The organism is Nocardia callitridis, from assembly GCF_039543305.1.
GTDB classification, from domain to species: Bacteria; Actinomycetota; Actinomycetes; order Mycobacteriales; family Mycobacteriaceae; genus Nocardia; species Nocardia callitridis.
On sequence record NZ_BAABJM010000008.1, the window covers coordinates 106,971 to 127,145 of the forward strand.

The following is a 20,175-nucleotide window of genomic DNA, read 5'->3' on the forward strand; positions in this document are numbered from 1 at the left end:
GGCCCCCACTGTGGTGCCGGGGTGAGTCTTCCCTGAACGAGAGCGGGGAGGGAGCCCGACTTTCCGGGTATTGCAATACCCTGTCGGTGTGGGTACAAGGCGCTGCGAGCTTGGTGGAGACCGATTCCGTTGAACGGTCGACAGGTTGAGGTCGTCGGCGGACCGCACGTCGTGGCACGGGCCGCGGACGCGGTCGTACTGGTCGCGCATCGCGGGCCCGGTCGGGTCGGCGGCGATTCCACCGCGATGGCGGCGCTGGAGGCACTCGCCGAGCTCGTCATCGACGTCACCCGCCGCACGGACGGTGCGCCGGGGGAGACGATCGCCAAGGCCGCGACCCGGTGGCTGATGAAGGAAGCCGCCAGGATCAGCCCGAACGCACCGATCGAGTTCGGGATTCTGTCGCAGGCGCCCGATGGCGAGGTCGCGGTCTTCCTGCACGGCGCGATCTCGGCGGTGCTCGCCGCACAAGCGCCGCAACGTCTTCGAGGCAGCGCGGCCATGTTCACCGTCGACCGGGCGGTACCGGTGCCCGAGCACGGCGTCGCGTTGTTCGTCGACGACGCGAAGGGCCGCATTCCCGAGTTTCCGGCCGAGCGCGGGGTCGGCTGGCTGGTCGAAGGCGTGGCGCAGGCGTGCGGTGCGATCGTGTGGTCGCAGAGTGTGCGTCGACCCGTCCGCGCCGCCGCACCCGAAGCCGAGACTCGAGCCGAACCTCGTGGCGCGCACCGTCAGCAGGAGGTGCCGCCGACCTCGCGGGTCGAGGAAAACGAACCGAGGCAGGCGCGTCGGGATGCCGGGCCGCCCCGGGACGCCCAGCCGCCGCTGCGGACCGGGTCCTCGACCGCCATGCACGACTCCGACGACGAGCAGGACGCGCAGTTCGCGCAGACCATGATCGCGGGCACCAATCCCGCGCCGCAGCCGGATCCCGACCTGCAACGTCGGCTGGAGGCCACCGCGAAGGCGAGCACGATCGCGGTGAAAGTGCAGGGATTCAAGTGCGCGCGTGCGCATCCCAGCGATCCGAGGGCCGCGTTCTGCACCGTGTGCGGGATGCCGGTGGACCAGACCCAACCGCTGATCGAGGTGGTGCGTCCGCCGCTGGGCAACCTGTTGCTCGATGACGGCACCACCTTCATGGTCGCCGCCGACGCGGTGCTCGGGCGCGATCCCGAGAGCGCGGGGGCGGTGGCCAACGGTCTCATCCCGTTCCGTGTGGAGGACTCCTCCGGCGGCATGTCGCGGGCGCACGCGGAGATCCGGTTGCTGAATTGGGATGTGGCCGTGGTGGATCGAGGCTCCACCAACGGCACCCGCACCAGAATGCCCGGCTACCGCGACTGGGTACGTCTGGCCCCGAACCAGTCCATGATTCTGGTCGCTGGCGCCGAGATCATGCTCGGCAACCGGGTGCTGCGATTCGAACACACCGCGCCCCCACCGTTCGGCTGAGCCGCTTCGGTGCCGGCGGTAGTCGGCTCAGGAATACCGTGCCGCGCAGGTCTTCTCGCCGTCGAGCACGCCGGCACGGAAGGCGTCGACCCTGGAGAAGCCGCTCGGAACCGTCTGTCCCCGCACATCGCTCGCCGCGAGGCCGTCGTTGAGCAGACCCGACACCGCCTCGTCCAGGTCGCCCGCCGACAACCCGATGTCGCCCTCGGTGGCAGGTCGGCCCGGCTGGGCGAGTTTGCCGGTGACCACACCGGACAAACACGAGGCGCGCAGTGCCGCCTGCGCGCCTACCAGGCTCTGTCCCTTGTTCTTCTGGGTCGCGAGGGTGTAGCGGGAAACGAACACGACGTAACCGTTGTAATCGCCGGTCACCTTCACCGGCAGCGGATCGTCCGGATCGGCGTCGGAGCTGCCGCGTTCGGCGAGGCCGGGGATGTCGGTGGCGATCGTATTGGTGGTGGGGCAGTAGGTGACGGGCTCGGTGTCGACGCCGTCGCGGCAGTCGATCTTCGCGCCGGAGTAGTCGAACGCCGGGGAAGGATCGGTCGGCAGCAACGCGCCCAGTGCCTTGCCGAGTTCGATCAAGGTTCCCTTGTTGATCTCGAATTCGCCGCCGCCGGTATCGGTTTCGAAGCTCTGCGGCAGGTCACCCCTGCGTTGGTCGATCTCGTCCTTGTCGATGCCCTTGCACGCGCGCGGACCGTCGGTGAACCCGCTCTGTACGGCCGTGACCCGCTCGAACGCCGAACCGTGCACGCTCTCCGGGTCGTCGGGGTCCGAATCGCGGATGGCGACCGTCGCGGCGAGTACCGAATTGAGGCCGTCGGAGGTGTTGATGGTGAAGTGGGCGGACTTGCCCTCAGCCACATGGCGCATGAACGCGCCCGCGAAGCAGTCGGCCTGCTGTTCCTTGACGATCACCGGGTCCTTGTTGCCGACGAGCTTGGCCATGGTCTGCACCGCGTGGCCGTACTCGTGCGCCAGCACCATGACCACGGCCATCTTGCCGAAGGTCTCGGTCATCGTCGGCAGCAGAACCGAGCGGTCCCAGCCGATCGAGTTGTCGGTGCGGCAGTAGGCGGCGTTCACGAGGTGATAGGTGGTCTCCTTGCAGAACTTCACCGCCTCACCCCGTGACGATTTCGCGCTCCACGAAATCAGTTTGTCGACCGGTTTGAACTCACCCTCGAATTCCTTGGCGAACTCGTCGCGCCAATAGGTTTGGATGTCTTCGACAGCATTGAGCACCATCGTGTCGGTCTCGCCGCCGTCACCGTTGACCGCCGTCAACGTGCTGTCGGGGACGCCGTCGCGCGGCCCGCTCGGACCGCTGGTCGTCGGCAGTCCTGCCACCTTGAACGGGTCGTTGTAAATGGAGACCGGGTGCCCGCCGACCATGCTGGTACAGCCGGTGACCAGCACAACTACACTCATCGCGACGGTAAGCAGTACGGTCGCTGGCAGTTTCGGCAAGGCTCCCCCTGGTTGGCCGGTGTCGGTCGCCGGAACGAAAGCTCGGGCGCGTTAGGGGCACCGGCCGATGTCCGGGTGATGGAATAGTATCCGCAGCATGTCTTCACCGGGGGCGCAGACCATCACCGTGCGCCATGATGGAAATGAGCGAATCTTCGATTCGAGCCAGCAAATCACCATGGGCAGGGCGCCGGAGGTCACGCTGTTCGTGGACAGTCCCTTGGTTTCGCGGGTGCACGCGAAACTCACCTGGCAGTCGGGAGCGTGGGTACTCTCCGACAACGGGAGCACCAATGGCGTCTTCGTCGACGCGCAACGGTTGACCAGGCCAGCTTCGATCGACCGGCCGACTCAGGTGCGTTTGGGGGACGCGGTGACCGGCCCACTGTTACACCTGCTACCCGCGAATCCCGCTCCGCCGCAGCGTCCTTCGCCGCGTGCGGGCCGCACCGGGCTGCGGCCGGGACATCAACCGCCGCAACAGCATCAGCAACAGGTCGCCGGGGCGCACTCGGGTCCGCCGCCGCAGGCGCCTTCGCCGCCGCGCCCGGCGCAGCCGCCGCGCTCCGGTCCGCCGGGGCCGTCCGGGTCGAATCCTCCGCATGCCGGCGGGCCGCCCGCTAATTCGTCGCAACAGGGAAATCAGCTCAATCAACGGGGGGCGCAAGGGGGTCGGGGGCCGCAGGGGGCGCAGTCGTTCCAACGTCCGGCACAAGAGCCGCAGCCGTTCAATCCGAACATGACCGCGAAGGCCGGTACTTCCACCGCGCCGCCTGTGCGCGCGCGTGCCTCCACCGCCGCGGTCGCGCGCGGCGACCGCCTGCCACCCGGCGGTCTGGCCATCGGCCGCACCACCGACAACCAGATCGTCGTCAACGACGCGCTCGCCTCGCGTAAGCACGCGCGCCTGCTCGGCTCGCCCGACGGTTTGACGATCGAGGACCTCGGCTCGGCCAACGGCACCTTCGTCAACGGTCAGCGCCAGGACAAGGCGGTGCTGCGCGAGCGCGACATCATCACCATCGGCAACGTCGACTTCGTGGTGCAGCAAGGCGCTTTGGTGCACCGGCAGAAGCCGATCGCGGAGCAGGGCCTGGCAGTGCACGGTGTCGGTTTCACCGTCGAGGGCAACAAGCAGCTACTCGTCGACGTCAACATGCAGGCGGGTCGGGGCACGCTCACCGCGTTGATCGGGCCTTCGGGTGCTGGTAAGTCGACACTGTCGCGATTGATCGCGGGTTCCACCCAACCCTCCGGTGGCGCGGTTACTTTCGAGGGCCGCAATCTGCACGCCGAGTACGAGGCGTTGCGTTCGCGTATCGGGATGGTGCCGCAGGACGACGTGCTGCACCGTCAGCTCACGGTGCGCCAGGCACTGGGCTACGCGGCCGAGTTGCGGCTGCCGCCGGACAACAGTCGCGCCGACCGTCAACAGGTGATCGACGGTGTGCTGAAAGAACTTTCGTTGACCGAGCACGCCGACACCAGGGTCGATCGCCTCTCCGGCGGTCAGCGCAAGCGTGCTTCGGTGGCGCTGGAACTGCTCACCGGCCCTTCGCTGTTGATCCTGGACGAGCCGACCTCGGGTCTGGACCCCGCACTGGATCGTCAGGTGATGGTGATGCTGCGCGAGCTCGCCGACGCGGGACGCGTGGTGATCGTGGTGACGCACTCGGTGGCGCACCTGGACATGTGCGACCAGGTGCTGCTCCTCGCGCCGGGCGGCAAGACCGCCTACTGCGGCAACCCGGCCGGAGTCGGCGCAGCACTCGGTACCAGCGACTGGGCCGAGATCTTCGCGAACGTGGCGGCCAATCCCGATCAGGCCTTCGCCTCCTATCGATCGCGGCAGGCGGCCTTGCCCCCGCCACCACCGCCGCAACCGCAGCAACAGGGATCGACTGGCAGTCCACCGCAATCCAGTGGCGGCAAACAGTTCTCGACGCTCGCGCGGCGCCAGATCCGGCTGATCATCGCCGACCGCGGCTACCTGATCTTCCTGGTGGTGCTTCCGTTCATCCTCGGCGGTCTCTCGCTGGTGGTGCCTGGCAAGAACGGATTCGCCAAGGGTGCGTTGCGCGCGATGCCCGACGGCACGTTCGTCCCGGAAGGTGGCGGCGGTGAAACCCAGCAGCTGCTCGTGGTGCTCATCCTCGGCGCCTGCTTCATGGGCTCGACCTTGACCGTGCGCGACCTCGTCGGCGAGCGCACCATCTTCCAGCGCGAACGTGCCGTCGGCCTGTTGCCCTCGGCGTACCTGATGGCCAAGATCGCGGTCTTCAGTTTCACCGCGCTGGTGCAGTCGGCTGTGCTGGTGGGAATCGTGCTCGCGGGTAAGAAGCCACCCGGCGAAGGCGCGGTGCTGTCCTCGGGAAGTATCGAGCTCTATATCGACATCGCGTTGACCGCGATCTGCTGCGTGGTCGTCGGGTTGCTGCTCTCGGCGCTGGCCAAGTCGAACGAGCAGGTGATGCCGCTGCTGGTGGTGGCGATCATGTGTCAGCTGGTGATGGCGGGCGGATTGATCCCGGTCACCGGGCGCGTGGTGCTCGAGCAGGTGTCCTGGCTTTTCCCCGCCCGCTGGGGGTATGCCTCCGGCGCGTCGACGGTGAATATCCGCGAGGTGTTCCTCAGCGCGCAGGAAGACCCGCTGTGGCAGCAGGATCCCGGTATCTGGGCGTTGGATATCGGCTTGTTGGTGGCGATCACCGCGGTGCTCGCGTTCCTCACCTGGACCCGGCTGCGACTGCGGAAGTCGGCGGCGTGACCGCCGCGACCGCGGCGCGCGGCGTTCGAGGACACGATGACCGGGTCCTCTCCGTGGCGGCAAGCGTTTCGACCGCACAGCAGGCACACTGATGCCTGTGACGGTGCGAATAGGGGCAGTACATCTCGGATGGGATGTGGTGTCCGTGGCTGCGGGCGGCGGCGGTAAGCCGATCCGCCCGGTTCAGGTGGAAGGAATGTGGAATCCGCCCGCGTATCTGCTGGCGGATTCGTCGGGCCGGTTACATACGGCCGGGGTAGAACGGCGACGACCCGACCTGGGGATGGCGATCGCCGACGTGCGCGACATCCTCGGACACCCGCAGATCGTGATCGCGGGTGCTACGTGGCCCGCCGAGTTGGTTTTCCGTGCGCGGATGTACAACCCGCTCGCGGCGATCGGCGAGTTCCTGCGTGGCAAGCCGGATCTGGTGGCTTTGCCGTACCCGGACGGGTGGCCGGACGAGAAGATCGACGTGTACGTGGAGCTGGTCGAGCAACTCGACGTCACCGCGGAGCCACTGCCGGAGAGCGTCGCGCTCTCGGGGTATGTGCGGGCCCTCGGGCTCGTACATCCGCCGGATCGGGCGCGTCCGCACGGTGTCGGCGCGACCGGGGTGTACTCCGACGGGCGGACCATGCTTGTTGTCGCCGTCCATGGCGATGACGAACAGCCGACCGAATCCGTCGATGTGCCGGTCACCCCCGAGGCCATGCGCGATGCGCGCTCGGCCGACAACGTGGTGATCGAGGTGATGGCCGCCGCCCGTTCGATCGGCGCCGACACCTCGACGGTGCTGTTGACCGGCAATGTGTGCTTCAACGAGCCGCTGCGCTTCGCGTTCCAGAATCACCTCGGACACCGGCTACAGGTCGCCGATCATCCGATTCACGCGCTGGTCCTCGGTGCCTCGCACCTGCTGGTGACCGATTCCGAGTACGAGGAGCCGCAATCGGGTGGTTATCCCGATCCGGCGACGGCGGCCCAGCAGTATCAGGCGCAGCAGTATCAGGCGCAGCAGGCGCAGACCCAGCAGATTCGGGCGCAGCAGGGGCAGGGCCATGGGCAGACGGGTCAGCCTGGTCAGCCACAGCAAGGTCAGGCGCAACGTCCTCCGGCGCCGCCGCAGCGGCCAGCCGAACAGCAACCGCCGCAGCGTCCGGCCGAGCCGTCGCGTCCGCCGGTGTCGCCGCAGCGTCCGCCGGAGCAGCAGCGTCCGCAGGAACAGCGGCCAGGCGCACCGCTTCCGCCGCCGAGTGGCGTCCAGTACGGCGCCGGGTATCCGTCCGCGGAGGCGCCGACCACCAGGATCGGGCCGGACGACGGTCCGCGCGGTGTGACGGCGAATCCGAATCTGCCCGACGGCAGGTTCGGCCGTCCCGGTGAGCCGCAGCCCGGCCGCCCGCACGAACCGTCCCGGCCGCCCGCTGGGCCGCCAACGGGCGGGCCGAGGAGCGCCGAGCCACCACCGGGTCCTCCACCGACGCACGGCGCGCACCAGTTGCGCGACCAGTGGGACGACGACTTCGACGACAACGAGCCCGAGGGCAAACCGCGCAAGGGCAAGTTGTGGGGCAAGGTGAAGGACAACCTGTTCGGCAGCTGAGCAGGATGGTTCAGCGAGACCATGAACGACGGATTTCGGCCGCGACCAGCCTGCTGGTATCGTGGCCGACTGGCGTGTGGAACGTCTGATCGACCCGTTTCGGGTCGGTCGGTCGTCCATCGAGGCCCGGGTCTCCTCCGGCCGCCGGGATCAACTCTCGACCGCACGCTCGGCTGGCAACACCGACGACAGACAGGGAAGCACTGTGCCTACGTACAGCCCCAAGGCAGGTGACATTACCCACCAGTGGTATGTCATCGACGCCACTGACGTAGTGCTCGGCCGTCTCGCCGTTGCCGCAGCGAATCTGCTGCGCGGCAAGACGAAGCCGACCTACGCACCGCATGTCGATGGTGGCGATTACGTCGTCATCATCAACGCCGACAAGGTTGCCATCAGCGGCAACAAGAAGGCCGACAAGCTCATCTACCACCACTCAGGGCACCCTGGCGGCCTCAAGTCGCGCACTGTCGGCGAGGTGTTGGAGACCAGGCCCGATCGACTGGTCGAGAAGGCCATCAAGGGCATGATCCCGAAGAACAAGCTCGGCAACGCGATCGCGGGCAAGCTGAAGGTCTACGCGGGCCCGACGCATCCGCACGTCGCGCAGCAGCCCATTCCGTTCGAGATCAAGCAGGTGGCCCAGTGACCGCGCCCGAGGAATTCAACGAGGAAGCCGTTGTCGAGGAGTTCGACAACGCCGAGATCGTCGAGGACGGTGACGGCTACGAAGAGGTCGTCGCGGAAGAGGAGTTCGCTCCGGTCCTGATCGAGCGTCCCGTGCAGACCGTCGGCCGCCGTAAGGAAGCCGTCGTTCGCGTGCGCCTGCTGCCCGGTTCGGGCAACTTCGTGCTCAACGGTCGCTCCATCGAGGGCTACTTCCCGAACAAGGTGCACCAGCAGCTGGTCAAGTCGCCGCTGGTCACGGTCGAGCGCACCGAGTCGTTCGACATCCACGCCCGGTTGCACGGCGGCGGCCCTTCGGGTCAGGCGGGCGCGCTGCGTCTGGCCATCGCCCGTGCGCTGATCGAGGTCACCCCGGAAGATCGTGCCGCGCTGAAGCGGGCGGGCTTCCTGACTCGTGACCCGCGCGCCACTGAGCGTAAGAAGTACGGCCTCAAGAAGGCCCGTAAGGCGCCGCAGTACTCGAAGCGCTGATTGTGGCTTCGTCGGCCACCGTTCTCCGGCACCTTCGGGCTGGCGGAGAACGGAGTGCTCGACGCGTCACCTGAACGAAAGCAGGCGGCCAGCACGGCTGGTCGCCTGCTTTCGTGCTTGTATGACTTCTCGCGGCGCCGCTTCGGAGTGCGCCGCGCACGCCGCAGATCCACCTGTGAGGGGCGACTATGGGACGGTTGTTCGGTACCGACGGAGTCCGTGGGCTCGCGAATGCCTCGCTGAGTCCTGAACTGGCGCTGCGTGTTTCCGGCGCGGCCGCGCAAGTGTTGAGCCGAGGCCGACAGCGCCCGCTCGCCCTGGTCGGGCGCGACCCGAGAGCCAGCGGCGAGATGTTGGAAGCCGCGGTCACCGCGGGTCTGACCGCCGCGGGCGCCGATGTGCTTTCGGTGGGCGTGCTGCCCACCCCGGCCGTCGCCTACCTCACCGGCCTCTACGACGCGTGCCTTGGCGTGATGATCTCCGCCTCGCACAACCCGATGCCGGACAACGGCATCAAGATCTTCGCCGCGGGTGGGCACAAGCTGGAGGACGCGGTCGAGGACCGGATCGAGGCGTTGATCGCCGAGGATTCGCCGATTCGTCCGACCGGCGCCGAGATCGGCAGGGTGCGCAACGCCTCCGGCGCGCGCGACCGCGGCCTGGAGATTCCCGACCAGTACAGCGTCGAGGGGACGCACGGGCGGTACGTCGAGCATTTGGTGTCGGCCGCCGGACAGGATCTATCCGGGCTGACGGTCGTCGTGGACTGCGCGAACGGTGCGGCGTCGGAGGTGGGTCCCGCCGCCTACCGTGCGGCGGGCGCGACGGTGATCGCGATCCACGCCGAACCCGACGGCGTGAATATCAACGACGACTGCGGTTCGACCCACATCGACAAGGTGGCGCAGTCGGTACGTGCGCACGGCGCTGATCTCGGCCTCGCCCACGACGGCGACGCCGACCGCTGCCTCGCCGTCGACGCCGACGGCGAAATCGTCGATGGCGACGCTATTTTGGCGATTCTGGCACTGGACATGCACGAGTCGGGCACCTTGGCCCAGGACACGCTCGTCGCCACGGTGATGAGCAATCTCGGACTGCACATCGCCATGCGCGCCTCGGGAATTACCCTGCGCACCACCGCCGTTGGTGACCGTTACGTGTTGGAGGAACTTCGCCGCGGTGGTTTCACACTCGGCGGCGAGCAGTCCGGCCACATGATCTTCCCGGAATTCAGCACCACCGGTGACGGTGTTCTGACCGGTTTGAAACTGATGGCGCGCATGGCGCGTACGAAGCGCACCCTCGCCGACCTCGCCGCTGTCCTGACCACCGTCCCCCAGGTGCTGGTGAACGTGCCGGTCAGCGACAAGTCACAGGTAGCGAAGGCTGCGGTGGTCCGCGACGGTGTCGCGGAGGCCGAGCGACTACTCGGCGAGAACGGCCGGGTGCTCTTGCGCCCCAGCGGAACCGAGGAATTGGTGCGTGTCATGGTCGAAGCCACCGACCCGGTCCAGGCCCGGCAACTGGCCGACGACTTGGCCAAGCGGGTCGCGTCGATCTGACTTCCGCTGGAACGGCCTGGAACGGCCTGGAACGGCTCTGAGCGAGTATCCGGCCACCCCCTGTCGTCACCTACTCGGTTCGGTGCAGCCCGGCAGCCGCAACATCGATCGCTCGACCCTATGATCAGGTGGCACATTCGGTCACCAAGGGCAGCGAGGCCATGAACATCGAGGACCGCGAGGCGATAATCCGCCTCATCAATCAGCACGGCTATCTGATCGACACGGGCAGGCTCGATCAGCTGCACGAGGTTTTCACCGCGGATGTCGAGTACGACGTGAGTGACTTCGGCGGCGGGGTAATTTTCGGGCTGGAGGCTATGCGGGAGTGGGTGTTGGCCCTCGGCGACCGAAATCCGGTGGGACACCACGTCACCAACATCGTTCTGGATGAGACGACAGATGGCACCGTGCACAGTCTCTCGAAAGGTATCGGCATTACCGCCGAAGGCGCTGCGCGTAGCGTTACCTTCGACGATCGCCTCGTGCGATCCGACGCGGAGTGGCGAATCGCCCGCCGTGCTGTCAGAGCCAGGCGAACGCCGCTGCAGCCATAAATTCCGTGGTCAGAACTGTTCGACCAGCAACTCGGTGAACAGGAAGAGGACGCCGCCGAGTTCGCCCGAAGTCGCGGTGAGCATCTCGAGAGCGGGCCGGTGCTCGACGGCAGTGCGACACCAAGGAACGGCTGCCACCGTCGGCCGGGTATCGAACATCCGACGCGAGAACCAGCGGCCCTTTCTGGCCGCACACTCCAACCCGTGGAGCCGAACATGGATACGTCGGAGAGCGTTACCCGGAAAAACGCCCTACGAACAGCGTTACGGTGCCTCGTGCTCGGCGGGTGTGCCTGCACCGCCCTGTTGATCGTGCTGCTTGTCGGTATGGCGGTGCTCAGCGCTACCGGATTGTCCTCGGACCCGCACGGCTACCGAATGTTCGCGGGAATCCTGTTCGCGGCGATCCTGCTACCGTTCGCGCTGGCGCTGTGGCTGCCGTACCAGTGGATGCGGCGACGCGGCAATTGACGAATTGCTACCGGGGTCGTAGTCATCCGAGCGGCGGCTAACAGTTGGAAAAGCGGCATTCATCGGCCTGCCGCCGAAACCAGCTCGTAGCGAAGCCATTCGGAGTCAGAACTGTTCGATCAGGAACCCCGTGAACAGGACGATGAAGCCGCCGATTTCGCCGACGATCAGCGCGTTCATGCCCAGGCGTAAGGATCCGTCGACTTCGCCGTGGAACTGGTTGGTGGTGTCGCGGCGCCAGCCGTGCCATGCGTAGCTGGCGATCGCGGCGATGAAGAACACCAGCACTACCGCGTCGGCGAGCAGGTTGACCGCTGTGGGCCAACCGCTCAGTTCGGTGAAGACCGCGAGGAGTATTCCCGCGAAGGAGTACAGCAGTGCGGCGCGGTGGGCGATGTCGACGTAGATGTGTGCGGAACCCGCTGGCGACGTGCGGATGCCGTGGTATTTCCATACTCCGAGTACCAGTGCGGCGAGAAAGATCAGACCGGTGATCGCCAGCGTGAGTCGGGTATCTATTCCGAGTGTCGAGGCACCCGCGCCGTCGGTCCACCGTGCGACCACGACATCGACGGGCTGGTTCGGATCAATCGGTTCGGGCTCGACGGGAAATCGGGAAAATAGCACGGGTCAGTGGCTTTCGGTGCGGTGTCAGAGTTCAGATGTCAGTGTCTGGTCGTGTGGGTGGTGTCTTGGGGTTGGGTGTCGCCGGGGATTGTCGGGGTAACGGCACGGTCGGTGGTGTTCGGCGTGATGCCGTCCTGTCGCGCGCGAAGCGCCCCGCAATTGAGCGCAGTCGGGGAATAGTCGCAGAGATACCACCGGGCAGTGGCTTTCGGTGCGAGTGCCGGAGCCGAGGTGCCAGGTCGCGCAGATGGGTGGTCTGGAGTTGGGTGTCGCCGGGCGATTGTTCGGAGCAACAACATCGGTCAGCTTTCGATGAGAGTGCCGGAGTCCAGGTGCCAGCGTCGGGTCGCGTGCACGGTGTCGAGCATGCGTCGATCGTGAGTCACCAAAAGCATGGTGCCGGTGAAGGATTCGACGGCCTGCTCCAATTGTTCGATGGCGGGCAGGTCGAGGTGGTTGGTTGGTTCGTCCAGGACCAGCAGGTTCACCCCGCGCGCTTGCAGCAGCGCCAGCGCCGCACGGGTGCGTTCACCGGGGGACAGGGTTTCGCAGGCGCGCACGACGTGCGGGCCGCGCAGGCCGAATTTCGCGAGCAAGGTGCGGACTTCCGCGTCCGGCCAGTCCGGCACCGCGGCGCCGAAAGTGTCTGCCAGCGTGTCGGTTCCGCGGAACACGCCCCGCGCCTGGTCGACCTCGCCGATCAGCACACCCGACCCCAGCGTCGCCGTGCCCTTGTCCGGTGCGATCCTGCCGAGCAGCAACGCGAGCAACGTCGACTTACCCGAGCCGTTCGCGCCGGTCAGCACGATGCGATCGGCCCAATCCACCTGGGCACTGATCGGTCCGAGCGTGAATTCACCGCGCGTGACGGTCGCCTCCGACAGCGTCGCCACCACCGACCCACTGCGTGGCGCCGACGCGATACTCATCCGCAGTTCCCATTCCTTGCGCGGCTCCTCGACCTCCTCCAGTCGCTCGATCCGGCGCTGCGTCTGCCTGGCCTTGGCGGCCTGCTTCTCGGTGGATTCGGCACGCATCTTGCGACCCGCCTTGTCCGAGTCGACCTTCTTCGGGTCGTGGGTCTTGCGTCGAGCGTTGCGCACGCCGTGTTCGAGCCAGTTGCGTTGCCGTTGCGCACGCGCCTGCAACCCGGCCTTGGTGTCGGCGAATTCCTCGTACGCGGCGCGCGCGTGCTGCCTGGCTATCTCGCGTTCGGCCAGATACGAGTCGTAGCCGCCGTCGTACTCCTCGACCCGTTGTTGCGGCAGATCCAGCTCCAGGATGCCGGTGACGGTGCGCGCCAAGAACTCTCGGTCATGGCTGATCACCACCAGCGGCACTCGAACACCCGCGACAAAGCGTTCCAGACGCGCGAGGCCATCCAGGTCGAGGTCGTTGGTCGGCTCGTCCAGCAGCAGAATGTCGAAGCGCGACAACAACACCGAGGCCAAACCCGCGCGGGCCGCTTGGCCGCCGGAAAGTCCCGTCATCGGGGTGTCCATGCCGTGCGGCAAGCTCGCGACCAACCCCAGGTCGGCGGCGACCTCCTCGGCGCGCTGGTCCAGGTCGGCGCCGCCGAGTGCGAGCCAGTGTTCGAGGGCGGGGGAGTAGGTGTCCTCGCCGCCGTCGGCCAGGTGCTGCGCGGCGATATCCATCACCTGCTGTGCGGCGGTGACGCCGGTCCTGCGGCCGAGGAACTCGATGACTGTCTCACCGGGCACCCGTTCCGGTTCCTGCGCGAGATAGCCGACGGTGGCATCGGGCGGGCTGAGCGTGATGGCACCGGTGGGTGTGTTCACCCCGGCGAGCATGCGCAGTAGCGTCGACTTGCCCGCACCGTTCACCCCCACGAGCCCGAGCACGTCGCCCGGCGCCAACGTGAGGTCGAGGTCGGTGAACAAGGTGCGTGCACCGTGCCCCGCCGAGAGGCCGCGCGCGTGCAGAGTGGTGCTCACCCGGTCAAGTCTGCCGTGTGTGATCGAGGTACTCGGGTAGGGGTCCACCCTGAGTCGATGGGGGTGGAAATCAGGGTGGGAATAGTGCCAGGGACCGATGTCGGTGTCGCGATACTGCGGCAAAGTGGAAATCACCAAGTGATCAGCACGAAGAAAGGTCCCGACATGACCGCACCCACTCGCCGCTTCACCCGTTCCTCGCAAGACAAGTGGATCGGCGGTGTCTGCGGAGGCATCGCCGAATATCTCGGCTGGAGCGCTGGTCTCGTCCGGGCGTTGTTCGTCGTGTCGTGCATCCTGCCCGGCCCACAGTTCCTCATCTACCTGGTGCTGTGGGTGCTCATGCCCAAACAGTGAGGGGCACGGCTGCGACTTCTCGGCGTGGATGACAGGATGGGGCAAGCGCGTTCGAACGAATCCCGCTGAGGAGGAAGTCATGATCACCTCGGGCGAATTCCCCGGCATGGATCTACCCGGCATCGATGCGTCCTCGACCCTGGACGGCCTCGGCCCGGTCGAACTGGATCATCCCACCCAGGACATCGACGGCGACGGCACCCTCGACACGATCACCACCAACGGCGACGAGGCCATGCAGGTCTGGACCGACTACGACCACGACGGCATCGCCGACCACGTGAGCGTGGTCGAGAAGGACGGCGACTACGCGGCGTGGGAGTTCCACCGGCATCCCGACGGGACCTCCGAGTGGGTGCGCACCGACGAGGGCAAGATCGGTTGACGCACAGGGGGTTCGCTGTTGGCCCTCGGTAGAGGGGCTGAATCCGACGTGTTCGCGTCCTGTGTACTGAAGCAAGCGGTCGGGATCGTCGACTGTCGCGCTCTTTCGAGTCCGATGGTTCGACGGTCTCGACCGCTTTTCGTTGCGCCGAGGCATCGAGCGTTGTCGTCATGCCCCCGCTCGCGGTTGTTCTCCCGTGCGGAGCCCAGTAGATTTTCACCAACGTAGGTCCTCGGCACGCCTTTGGTGTGTGATCGCTGGATCGAGGGAACCGAACGCCGCCGGGTCGCGTCGAATGGGGTAAAGGCCATCGGTGCGTGAGTTCGGGTTCGCGCGTCGGCACACGGACAGAAGGAGGGGAGTGGATGAGCGACAATCCGGGCGGCACGGTCGGCGTCCAGACCGGCGAGTTGGGGCAGCTGGCCAGCAAGTTACGCGTCTCCGGAGAGAACGTGGCGCGCCAATCCGAAAAGGTGACCGAGGGTGTCTTCGGTCCCGGCGAGACCGGGGCGAACTACGTCGACCAGGGGAAGAAGATCCAGCAAGGGCTCGAGTCGGTCGTTCATTGGCTGCAGAATTGGGCCGAGGCGACGATTGCCACGGCTGATGGGGTGGGGGCATCGGTCGTCGCGTATTCGGATACCGATCGGGAGACTGCCGGAGATATTGGTAAGGCGGCGCCGTGAAATGTCTGGATAGAGATTTGGAATCTCTCAATTCGATAGTGGGGGTTGATCCATGAGTTGGAGCGTTCCTGCCGATGCGCCGGTTCAAGAATATCTGAAAACCGGAGCTACCGGTCTCCTCTATTTCGAGCGTTTCGAGGTTCGATATCGCCGCGCGTTCGGCGACTCTCCTGCGGATGTGCCCAGCTATGCGGCCCTGCACAAGCAATTCTATGAACAGAATGGATTGAACGAAGACAGGATTGACGACGCCGCTGAAAAGCTGGATTCAGCGCTCAACGAAGTGGGAAGTCAGCTCGATTCCCAACGTGGTTCCGTGCAGGCGATCGCCGCAGCGTGGCAGGGGCAAGCTGCCGATGGGGCATTGCGCATGCTCACCGAGCAGATTACTCGTGCGGCCGACGACAAGAATGCTGTGACTGTCGTGCAGCAGAAGCTAGCGGACGCCCGGGCTAGGTTGCGCGCTGCCACAAAGATCAAGGCCGACGTCGTGCTTTATATCTTGGAGAATGGGGTAGATATAAAAGTCGACGGAAAAGATGCGGATGATATCGACAATATTATATCGGGTCGCTCTTTTACCTTCAGTGGTTTTACCGACGGTAGTCTCTTCGTGAAGTTGGGTAAAATATTTCCTGACTTGCATGAGGGTTTTCATCCGATGGATATGGCTGGGCTTGGGATTCAGAATGACCGCTATGAGGAACGTTGTCAAAAGTGGTTGGACGAAGTATTCAAACCTGACTATGAGGCAAAAGCTCATAAATTCGTAGATGCTTGCAAGCTCGCGGATCAAGGCGTGAAGGATGCCTACGGTGCGATTATCGACGCCTTGGACAAGGTCTCCGAGGCGCCGTACCCGCGACCTGCGGGAACGACGGCACCTGCACCACCTGGCCCCGCGACGCCTGGTCCCGCGACTCCCGGTCCCGCGACTCCCGGTCCGGCGACGCCGGGCCCCTCGACAGTTCCCGCAGGCACGACTCCTGGCCCTTCCACGGTGCCCGCTTCGACAACGACGCCTTCGTTGCCATCGGTCCCGGGGTTGGACGGACTGGCCGCCCTAAGTCAGGTCGGTAGAGAAGCCGGTACGACGTTGTCTGGATTGGGTCAGTCGCTCAGTCAAGGACTTTCGGGCGTACAGAGCCAAATCGACGGCGCTATCGGAAAACTCACCCAAGATCTCAGCGGGAAGACCGAAGACAAGGACGGCGACGGAAAACCGGATGAGGACAAGGCCGACCCTGCTGCCGAATTCGATATCGGCGGTAAGCATCTCAAGTTCGAGATGGGGCCAGACGGCCAACTCAAGCTTGTGTTGTCAGATGCGGATGGAAAGCCGCAAGAGTTCAGCGTGAAGCTCGATGAGAATGGGAAGCCGGTCATTTCGACGGGTGAGCCCGAGGATGACTCCGAGCCAGCGACGCCAGAGGGGGCCGAGTCGACACCGGAGGAAGGTTCTACGCCGCCCGGAAACTCGGCGCCACAGCCACCGAAGGGGGCCGAGCATACGGAGCCCGCCGCTCCATCTACGCCGGAGCCACCGTCACAAAACCCACAGGGGGTGCCGACTGTTCCCGCGCCGCCGACCGGGCGTCGCGACGATGAGCAGGACACGGGTGTCGCTGATCCCGCACCCAACGCGAGCGAGCCACCTCCCGCTCCGGACGGCGGCGCACGCTTGGCCGAGGCGGGTCCGCTGTGATCCGAGTTCGCCGTAATCTACAAGCTTTCGGATTTTCGCGGGAGTACAGGGAATGAGCTATTCAGCCGATATCGAAAGCGCGATCGCGGAGTGTCAGCGTCGCTCACGGCTACTGCTCGACGAGTTCGAGGATATCCAGCGCAAAACAGCTGCGACTAGCCAGCGGCTTACCGAGGAATCTATTGCCGCCCAACGGGAATTCCTGGAAGAGCACCGCGAGGAGATCGAGAATGCGCAGGCCGAAGCCGCGGAGAAAGAGCGACTAGAGGTCGAAGAGCGGGAGCGGCAGGACGCGTTGGCGGCCGAGGCTCGGGAACAGCGGGAGGCTATTGCGCGGTCGATCGCGGCGCGCAAGGCCAATGATGTGGTGGCGCCGATTGATGACGAAGACGAGGAAGCGGCGTTTTATCAGCGCAAGAGTTGGTTGATCTGAGCGCTGCGGGGGAGTCGCGGTGCCGAGCGGGCTCGGCACCGCGGTCGGTGAAAGGTGTTCAGCTGCGCAGTAATTTGGCGAGCTGGCCGACCTTCAACTTCGGCTGTTCCTCGTCCTTCGGTGCGTGCGGGTCGATGAGGGTGGTGCGGGGGATGTCGGTGTCCGGTTCGGCGAAGGCCCGGTAGGTCTTGTCGTCGTTCAGTGTGGCGAGCAGGTAACCGGTGAGCAGGGCGCGGGTGGTGCGCGCGGTCTTCGACTCGTGTTTGCCGGTACCCACGGCCGACAGCAGGCGGCGGCCCTCGATGAGTCCGTTGCGGGTGGCGCCGTCGAGGGTGCGCAGGATGGACTTGCCTTCCCACGCGGCGGCCAGCGGCAGTGCGTTGGAACCAACCGATTCGAAATCTGAGCCGGCGAGAATCAGTGCGGGCGTGTCGCCGAGTGCGCCGTCGGCGGCGAGCCGCTCGGCCGAGGGCGCGGTGTGCGCGGGGTAGAGGGCGGCGATCGCGGCGACTCGGCGCTGGCTGGCGGCGATTACGGCGGCCCCGGCACCCATGCCGTGTCCGGCGAGGGCCAGCCGGTCGGGGTGCACGCTGATCGTTCCGTCGCCGAGGCGCACGCCCGAGCAGATGTCGAGGGTGGTGCGGAGATCGGTGGCCAGATCCAGGTGCGAGGGCACCGGCCCGCGCTCGGTGTCGGGCGCGGCGGCGACGATGCCCCACGAAGCCAGGTGCTCGAGTAGCCCTCGATAGCGCGACACGCCGGTCAACCAGCCATGTCCGAACGCCACGGCGGGCAGATTCCGCCCGGTTTCGGGCGTGTAGACCGCTCCGGGTTGACCCGCGATGGCCAGGTTTCCGCGCAGCACCCGGTAGGGGCCACGACCGGTCAAGGTGCTCACTAGCGATTTCACAGACGCCGACACGACGAGAACGTTAGCCGATAAGTACTCTGGTGAGCCATGTGCGGAATCGTGGGGTACGTCGGATACCGGGACGCGCTTGGCGTCGTTGTTGACGCGCTGCGCCGCATGGAATATCGCGGCTACGACTCTGCGGGCGTGGCGATCCTCGATGGTGCGGGGTCGCTGTCTGTGGAGCGTAAAGCAGGCAAATTGGCCAATCTCGAGGCGGAGTTGTCCGCCATCGACAAGGCGACCCGCGAACCGGGTACGTCCGGGTTCGCGGGGACGACAGGGATGGGACACACCAGGTGGGCGACGCACGGCGCGCCCACCGATCGCAACGCGCACCCGCATTGCGATGCCACGGGCAAGGTCGCGGTGGTGCACAACGGCATCATCGAGAACTTCGCTCCGTTGCGCGGCGAATTGGAGGCCGCCGGGGTCGAGTTGCACAGCGACACCGACACCGAGGTGGCGGTGCACCTGGTGTCGCGCGCCTACGCCGATGGCCCGACGGCGGGTGATTTCGCGGCGAGCGCGCTCGCGGTGGTTCGCCGTCTCGAAGGCGCGTTCACGCTGGTCTTCACCCACGCCGACCATCCGGACCTGATCGTGGCGGCGCGTCGTTCGACGCCGCTGGTCGTCGGTGTCGGCTCCGGCGAGATGTTCATCGCCAGCGATGTGACGGCGTTTATCGAGCACACCCGTGAGGCCGTCGAATTGGGTCAGGACCAGGCGGTGGTGATCACCGCCGACGGTTACCGGGTCACCAACTTCGCCGGCGAGGAGGTCGATGGCGCGGCTCGCCCGTTCACCATCGATTGGGATCTCGCGGCTGCCGAGAAGGGCGGCCACGACTACTTCATGCTCAAGGAGATCGAGGAGCAGCCCGCCGCGGTCGCGGAGACCTTGATCGGGCATTTCAGTGAGGGCAGCGGCGCGGGACGTATCGTGCTCGATGAGCAGCGCCTGGCCGATCAGGAACTGCGCGATGTCGACAAGGTGTTCGTGGTGGCCTGCGGTAGCGCCTACCACTCCGGCCTGTTGGCGAAGTACGCGATCGAGCACTGGACGCGGCTGCCGGTCGAGGTCGAGTTGGCCAGCGAGTTCCGTTATCGCGATCCGGTGCTCGACCGCTCCACTTTGGTGGTGGCGATCTCCCAGTCGGGCGAGACGGCCGACACCTTGGAGGCGGTGCGCCATGCCAAGGATCAGAAGGCGCGCGTGCTCGCGATCTGCAATACCAATGGCGCGCAGATCCCGCGCGAGTCCGACGCGGTGCTCTACACCAGGGCGGGACCGGAGATCGGTGTCGCTTCCACCAAGGCATTCCTGGCTCAGGTGACCGCGAATTTCCTGGTCGGTTTGGCGTTGGCGCAGGCGCGCGGCACCAAGTACCCCGACGAGGTGGCACGCGAGTTCGCCGAGTTGGAGGCGATGCCGAAGTTGGTGGAGCGAGTGCTGCAGACGGCGCCGCAGGTGCGTGCGCTTGCTCGCGATTTGGCGCAGGTGCCTACGGTGTTGTTCCTCGGTCGGCATGTGGGTTACCCGGTGGCGTTGGAGGGTGCGCTCAAGCTCAAGGAGCTCGCCTACATGCACGCCGAGGGTTTCGCGGCGGGTGAGCTCAAGCACGGCCCGATCGCGTTGATCGAGGAGGGTGTGCCGGTGATCGTGGTGATGCCGTCCCCGAAGGGCCGCGCGGTCTTGCATTCCAAGCTGCTGAGCAATATTCGGGAGATCCAGGCCCGCGGTGCCCGCACCATCGTCATCGCCGAAGAAGGCGACGACACGGTGCGTCCCTTCGCCGACGATCTCATCGAAATCCCCTCGGCCCCCACCCTTTTCCAGCCACTGCTGTCGACGGTCCCCCTCCAGATCTTCGCCGCCGAGGTAGCGCAGACACGCGGCTACGACGTCGACAAGCCCCGCAACCTGGCAAAGTCCGTCACAGTCGAATAATTCACCACAACAACACCTTCCGGCCGACACACGTGTCGCCCGGAAGGCCCCCGCCCACCCCGCACCCACACACCGGGCGCTGTGACCAGCAGGACTTGTTGGTGCGCAGAGCTGG

19 protein-coding genes are annotated in these 20,175 nt (G+C 66.0%); 14 read left to right on the top strand and 5 right to left on the bottom strand.

The window, feature by feature from the left end; genetic code table 11:
- Positions 1–171: 171 nt before the first annotated feature.
- Complete coding sequence (locus ABEA50_RS28130) at positions 172–1,455, top strand: FHA domain-containing protein (protein ID WP_345499307.1); 1,284 nt, start codon at positions 172–174, stop codon at positions 1,453–1,455.
- A gap of 27 nt (positions 1,456–1,482) precedes the next feature.
- Here ABEA50_RS28130 and ABEA50_RS28135 read toward each other — a convergent pair whose 3' ends face one another.
- Positions 1,483–2,889 (bottom strand): neutral zinc metallopeptidase, encoded by a 1,407-nt coding sequence (locus ABEA50_RS28135; protein WP_345499308.1) that lies wholly within the window; start codon positions 2,887–2,889, stop codon positions 1,483–1,485.
- Positions 2,890–3,025: 136 nt separating this feature from the next.
- Between ABEA50_RS28135 and ABEA50_RS28140 the strand changes: the two genes are divergently transcribed.
- The 6 genes from ABEA50_RS28140 (at position 3,026) to ABEA50_RS28165 (ending at position 10,581) form a co-directional block, all read left to right on the top strand.
- Entirely contained in the window at positions 3,026–5,695 is a 2,670-nt protein-coding gene (locus ABEA50_RS28140; RefSeq protein WP_345499310.1) for an ATP-binding cassette domain-containing protein, read from the top strand.
- 91 nt (positions 5,696–5,786) lie between these two features.
- The gene (locus tag ABEA50_RS28145) at positions 5,787–7,301 is read left to right on the top strand and encodes a hypothetical protein (RefSeq protein ID WP_345499311.1); all 1,515 of its coding nucleotides are present in this window, start codon (positions 5,787–5,789) and stop codon (positions 7,299–7,301) included.
- A gap of 205 nt (positions 7,302–7,506) precedes the next feature.
- On the top strand, positions 7,507–7,950 hold the full coding sequence (gene rplM / locus ABEA50_RS28150) for a 50S ribosomal protein L13 (protein ID WP_345499312.1): 444 nt from the start codon (positions 7,507–7,509) through the stop codon (positions 7,948–7,950).
- Entirely contained in the window at positions 7,947–8,459 is a 513-nt protein-coding gene (gene rpsI, locus ABEA50_RS28155; RefSeq protein WP_425577729.1) for a 30S ribosomal protein S9, read from the top strand. Before rplM ends, rpsI begins: the two co-directional genes overlap by 4 nt.
- A gap of 188 nt (positions 8,460–8,647) precedes the next feature.
- Positions 8,648–10,024, top strand: a complete 1,377-nt coding sequence (gene glmM / locus ABEA50_RS28160) for a phosphoglucosamine mutase (protein ID WP_345499313.1) — start codon at positions 8,648–8,650, stop codon at positions 10,022–10,024.
- A 128-nt stretch (positions 10,025–10,152) separates the two neighbouring features.
- Positions 10,153–10,581 (top strand): nuclear transport factor 2 family protein, encoded by a 429-nt coding sequence (locus ABEA50_RS28165; protein WP_345499314.1) that lies wholly within the window; start codon positions 10,153–10,155, stop codon positions 10,579–10,581.
- Between the two features lie 9 nt (positions 10,582–10,590).
- Here the strand turns inward: ABEA50_RS28165 and ABEA50_RS28170 are convergent, their stop codons facing one another.
- Positions 10,591–10,719, bottom strand: coding sequence for a hypothetical protein (locus ABEA50_RS28170; RefSeq protein ID WP_345499315.1), 129 nt, complete (start codon positions 10,717–10,719; stop codon positions 10,591–10,593).
- Positions 10,720–10,797: 78 nt separating this feature from the next.
- Here ABEA50_RS28170 and ABEA50_RS28175 point away from each other — a divergent pair, with 78 nt between their 5' ends.
- Complete coding sequence (locus ABEA50_RS28175; protein WP_345499316.1) at positions 10,798–11,052, top strand: hypothetical protein; 255 nt, start codon at positions 10,798–10,800, stop codon at positions 11,050–11,052.
- Positions 11,053–11,157: 105 nt separating this feature from the next.
- Here the strand turns inward: ABEA50_RS28175 and ABEA50_RS28180 are convergent, their stop codons facing one another.
- Together ABEA50_RS28180 and ABEA50_RS28185 are read right to left on the bottom strand one after the other, a co-directional pair.
- On the bottom strand, positions 11,158–11,616 hold the full coding sequence (locus tag ABEA50_RS28180) for a hypothetical protein (RefSeq protein ID WP_345499318.1): 459 nt from the start codon (positions 11,614–11,616) through the stop codon (positions 11,158–11,160).
- A gap of 365 nt (positions 11,617–11,981) precedes the next feature.
- Positions 11,982–13,634, bottom strand: a complete 1,653-nt coding sequence (locus tag ABEA50_RS28185; protein WP_345499319.1) for an ABC-F family ATP-binding cassette domain-containing protein — start codon at positions 13,632–13,634, stop codon at positions 11,982–11,984.
- A 165-nt stretch (positions 13,635–13,799) separates the two neighbouring features.
- On the opposite strand from ABEA50_RS28185, the gene ABEA50_RS28190 reads away from it, so the two are divergent.
- From ABEA50_RS28190 to ABEA50_RS28210, 5 genes are all read left to right on the top strand, one after another.
- Positions 13,800–13,991: a PspC domain-containing protein gene (locus ABEA50_RS28190; RefSeq protein WP_345499320.1), complete on the top strand. Its 192-nt coding sequence runs from the start codon at positions 13,800–13,802 to the stop codon at positions 13,989–13,991.
- A gap of 79 nt (positions 13,992–14,070) precedes the next feature.
- Positions 14,071–14,376 (top strand): DUF6802 family protein, encoded by a 306-nt coding sequence (locus tag ABEA50_RS28195; protein WP_345499321.1) that lies wholly within the window; start codon positions 14,071–14,073, stop codon positions 14,374–14,376.
- A 365-nt stretch (positions 14,377–14,741) separates the two neighbouring features.
- On the top strand, positions 14,742–15,062 hold the full coding sequence (locus ABEA50_RS28200; RefSeq protein WP_345499322.1) for a hypothetical protein: 321 nt from the start codon (positions 14,742–14,744) through the stop codon (positions 15,060–15,062).
- Between the two features lie 52 nt (positions 15,063–15,114).
- Positions 15,115–16,767, top strand: coding sequence for a hypothetical protein (locus ABEA50_RS28205; protein ID WP_345499324.1), 1,653 nt, complete (start codon positions 15,115–15,117; stop codon positions 16,765–16,767).
- Between the two features lie 52 nt (positions 16,768–16,819).
- Positions 16,820–17,200, top strand: coding sequence for a hypothetical protein (locus tag ABEA50_RS28210; protein ID WP_345499325.1), 381 nt, complete (start codon positions 16,820–16,822; stop codon positions 17,198–17,200).
- Between the two features lie 58 nt (positions 17,201–17,258).
- On the opposite strand, the gene ABEA50_RS28215 is transcribed toward ABEA50_RS28210, so the two are convergent.
- Entirely contained in the window at positions 17,259–18,122 is an 864-nt protein-coding gene (locus tag ABEA50_RS28215) for a poly(ethylene terephthalate) hydrolase family protein (protein WP_345499327.1), read from the bottom strand.
- A 36-nt stretch (positions 18,123–18,158) separates the two neighbouring features.
- On the opposite strand from ABEA50_RS28215, the gene glmS reads away from it, so the two are divergent.
- Positions 18,159–20,060, top strand: a complete 1,902-nt coding sequence (gene glmS, locus ABEA50_RS28220; RefSeq protein WP_345499328.1) for a glutamine--fructose-6-phosphate transaminase (isomerizing) — start codon at positions 18,159–18,161, stop codon at positions 20,058–20,060.
- Positions 20,061–20,175: the final 115 nt, after the last annotated feature.

Coding starts and splice junctions, on each gene's coding strand:
- ABEA50_RS28135 (WP_345499308.1), bottom strand. CDS start 2,889: ATGAGTGTAGTTGTGCTGGTCACCGGCTGTACCAGCATGGTCGGCGGG.
- ABEA50_RS28140 (WP_345499310.1), top strand. CDS start 3,026: ATGTCTTCACCGGGGGCGCAGACCATCACCGTGCGCCATGATGGAAAT.
- ABEA50_RS28145 (WP_345499311.1), top strand. CDS start 5,787: ATGCCTGTGACGGTGCGAATAGGGGCAGTACATCTCGGATGGGATGTG.
- glmM (WP_345499313.1), top strand. CDS start 8,648: ATGGGACGGTTGTTCGGTACCGACGGAGTCCGTGGGCTCGCGAATGCC.
- ABEA50_RS28175 (WP_345499316.1), top strand. CDS start 10,798: ATGGATACGTCGGAGAGCGTTACCCGGAAAAACGCCCTACGAACAGCG.
- ABEA50_RS28190 (WP_345499320.1), top strand. CDS start 13,800: ATGACCGCACCCACTCGCCGCTTCACCCGTTCCTCGCAAGACAAGTGG.
- ABEA50_RS28195 (WP_345499321.1), top strand. CDS start 14,071: ATGATCACCTCGGGCGAATTCCCCGGCATGGATCTACCCGGCATCGAT.
- ABEA50_RS28200 (WP_345499322.1), top strand. CDS start 14,742: ATGAGCGACAATCCGGGCGGCACGGTCGGCGTCCAGACCGGCGAGTTG.
- ABEA50_RS28205 (WP_345499324.1), top strand. CDS start 15,115: ATGAGTTGGAGCGTTCCTGCCGATGCGCCGGTTCAAGAATATCTGAAA.
- ABEA50_RS28210 (WP_345499325.1), top strand. CDS start 16,820: ATGAGCTATTCAGCCGATATCGAAAGCGCGATCGCGGAGTGTCAGCGT.
- glmS (WP_345499328.1), top strand. CDS start 18,159: ATGTGCGGAATCGTGGGGTACGTCGGATACCGGGACGCGCTTGGCGTC.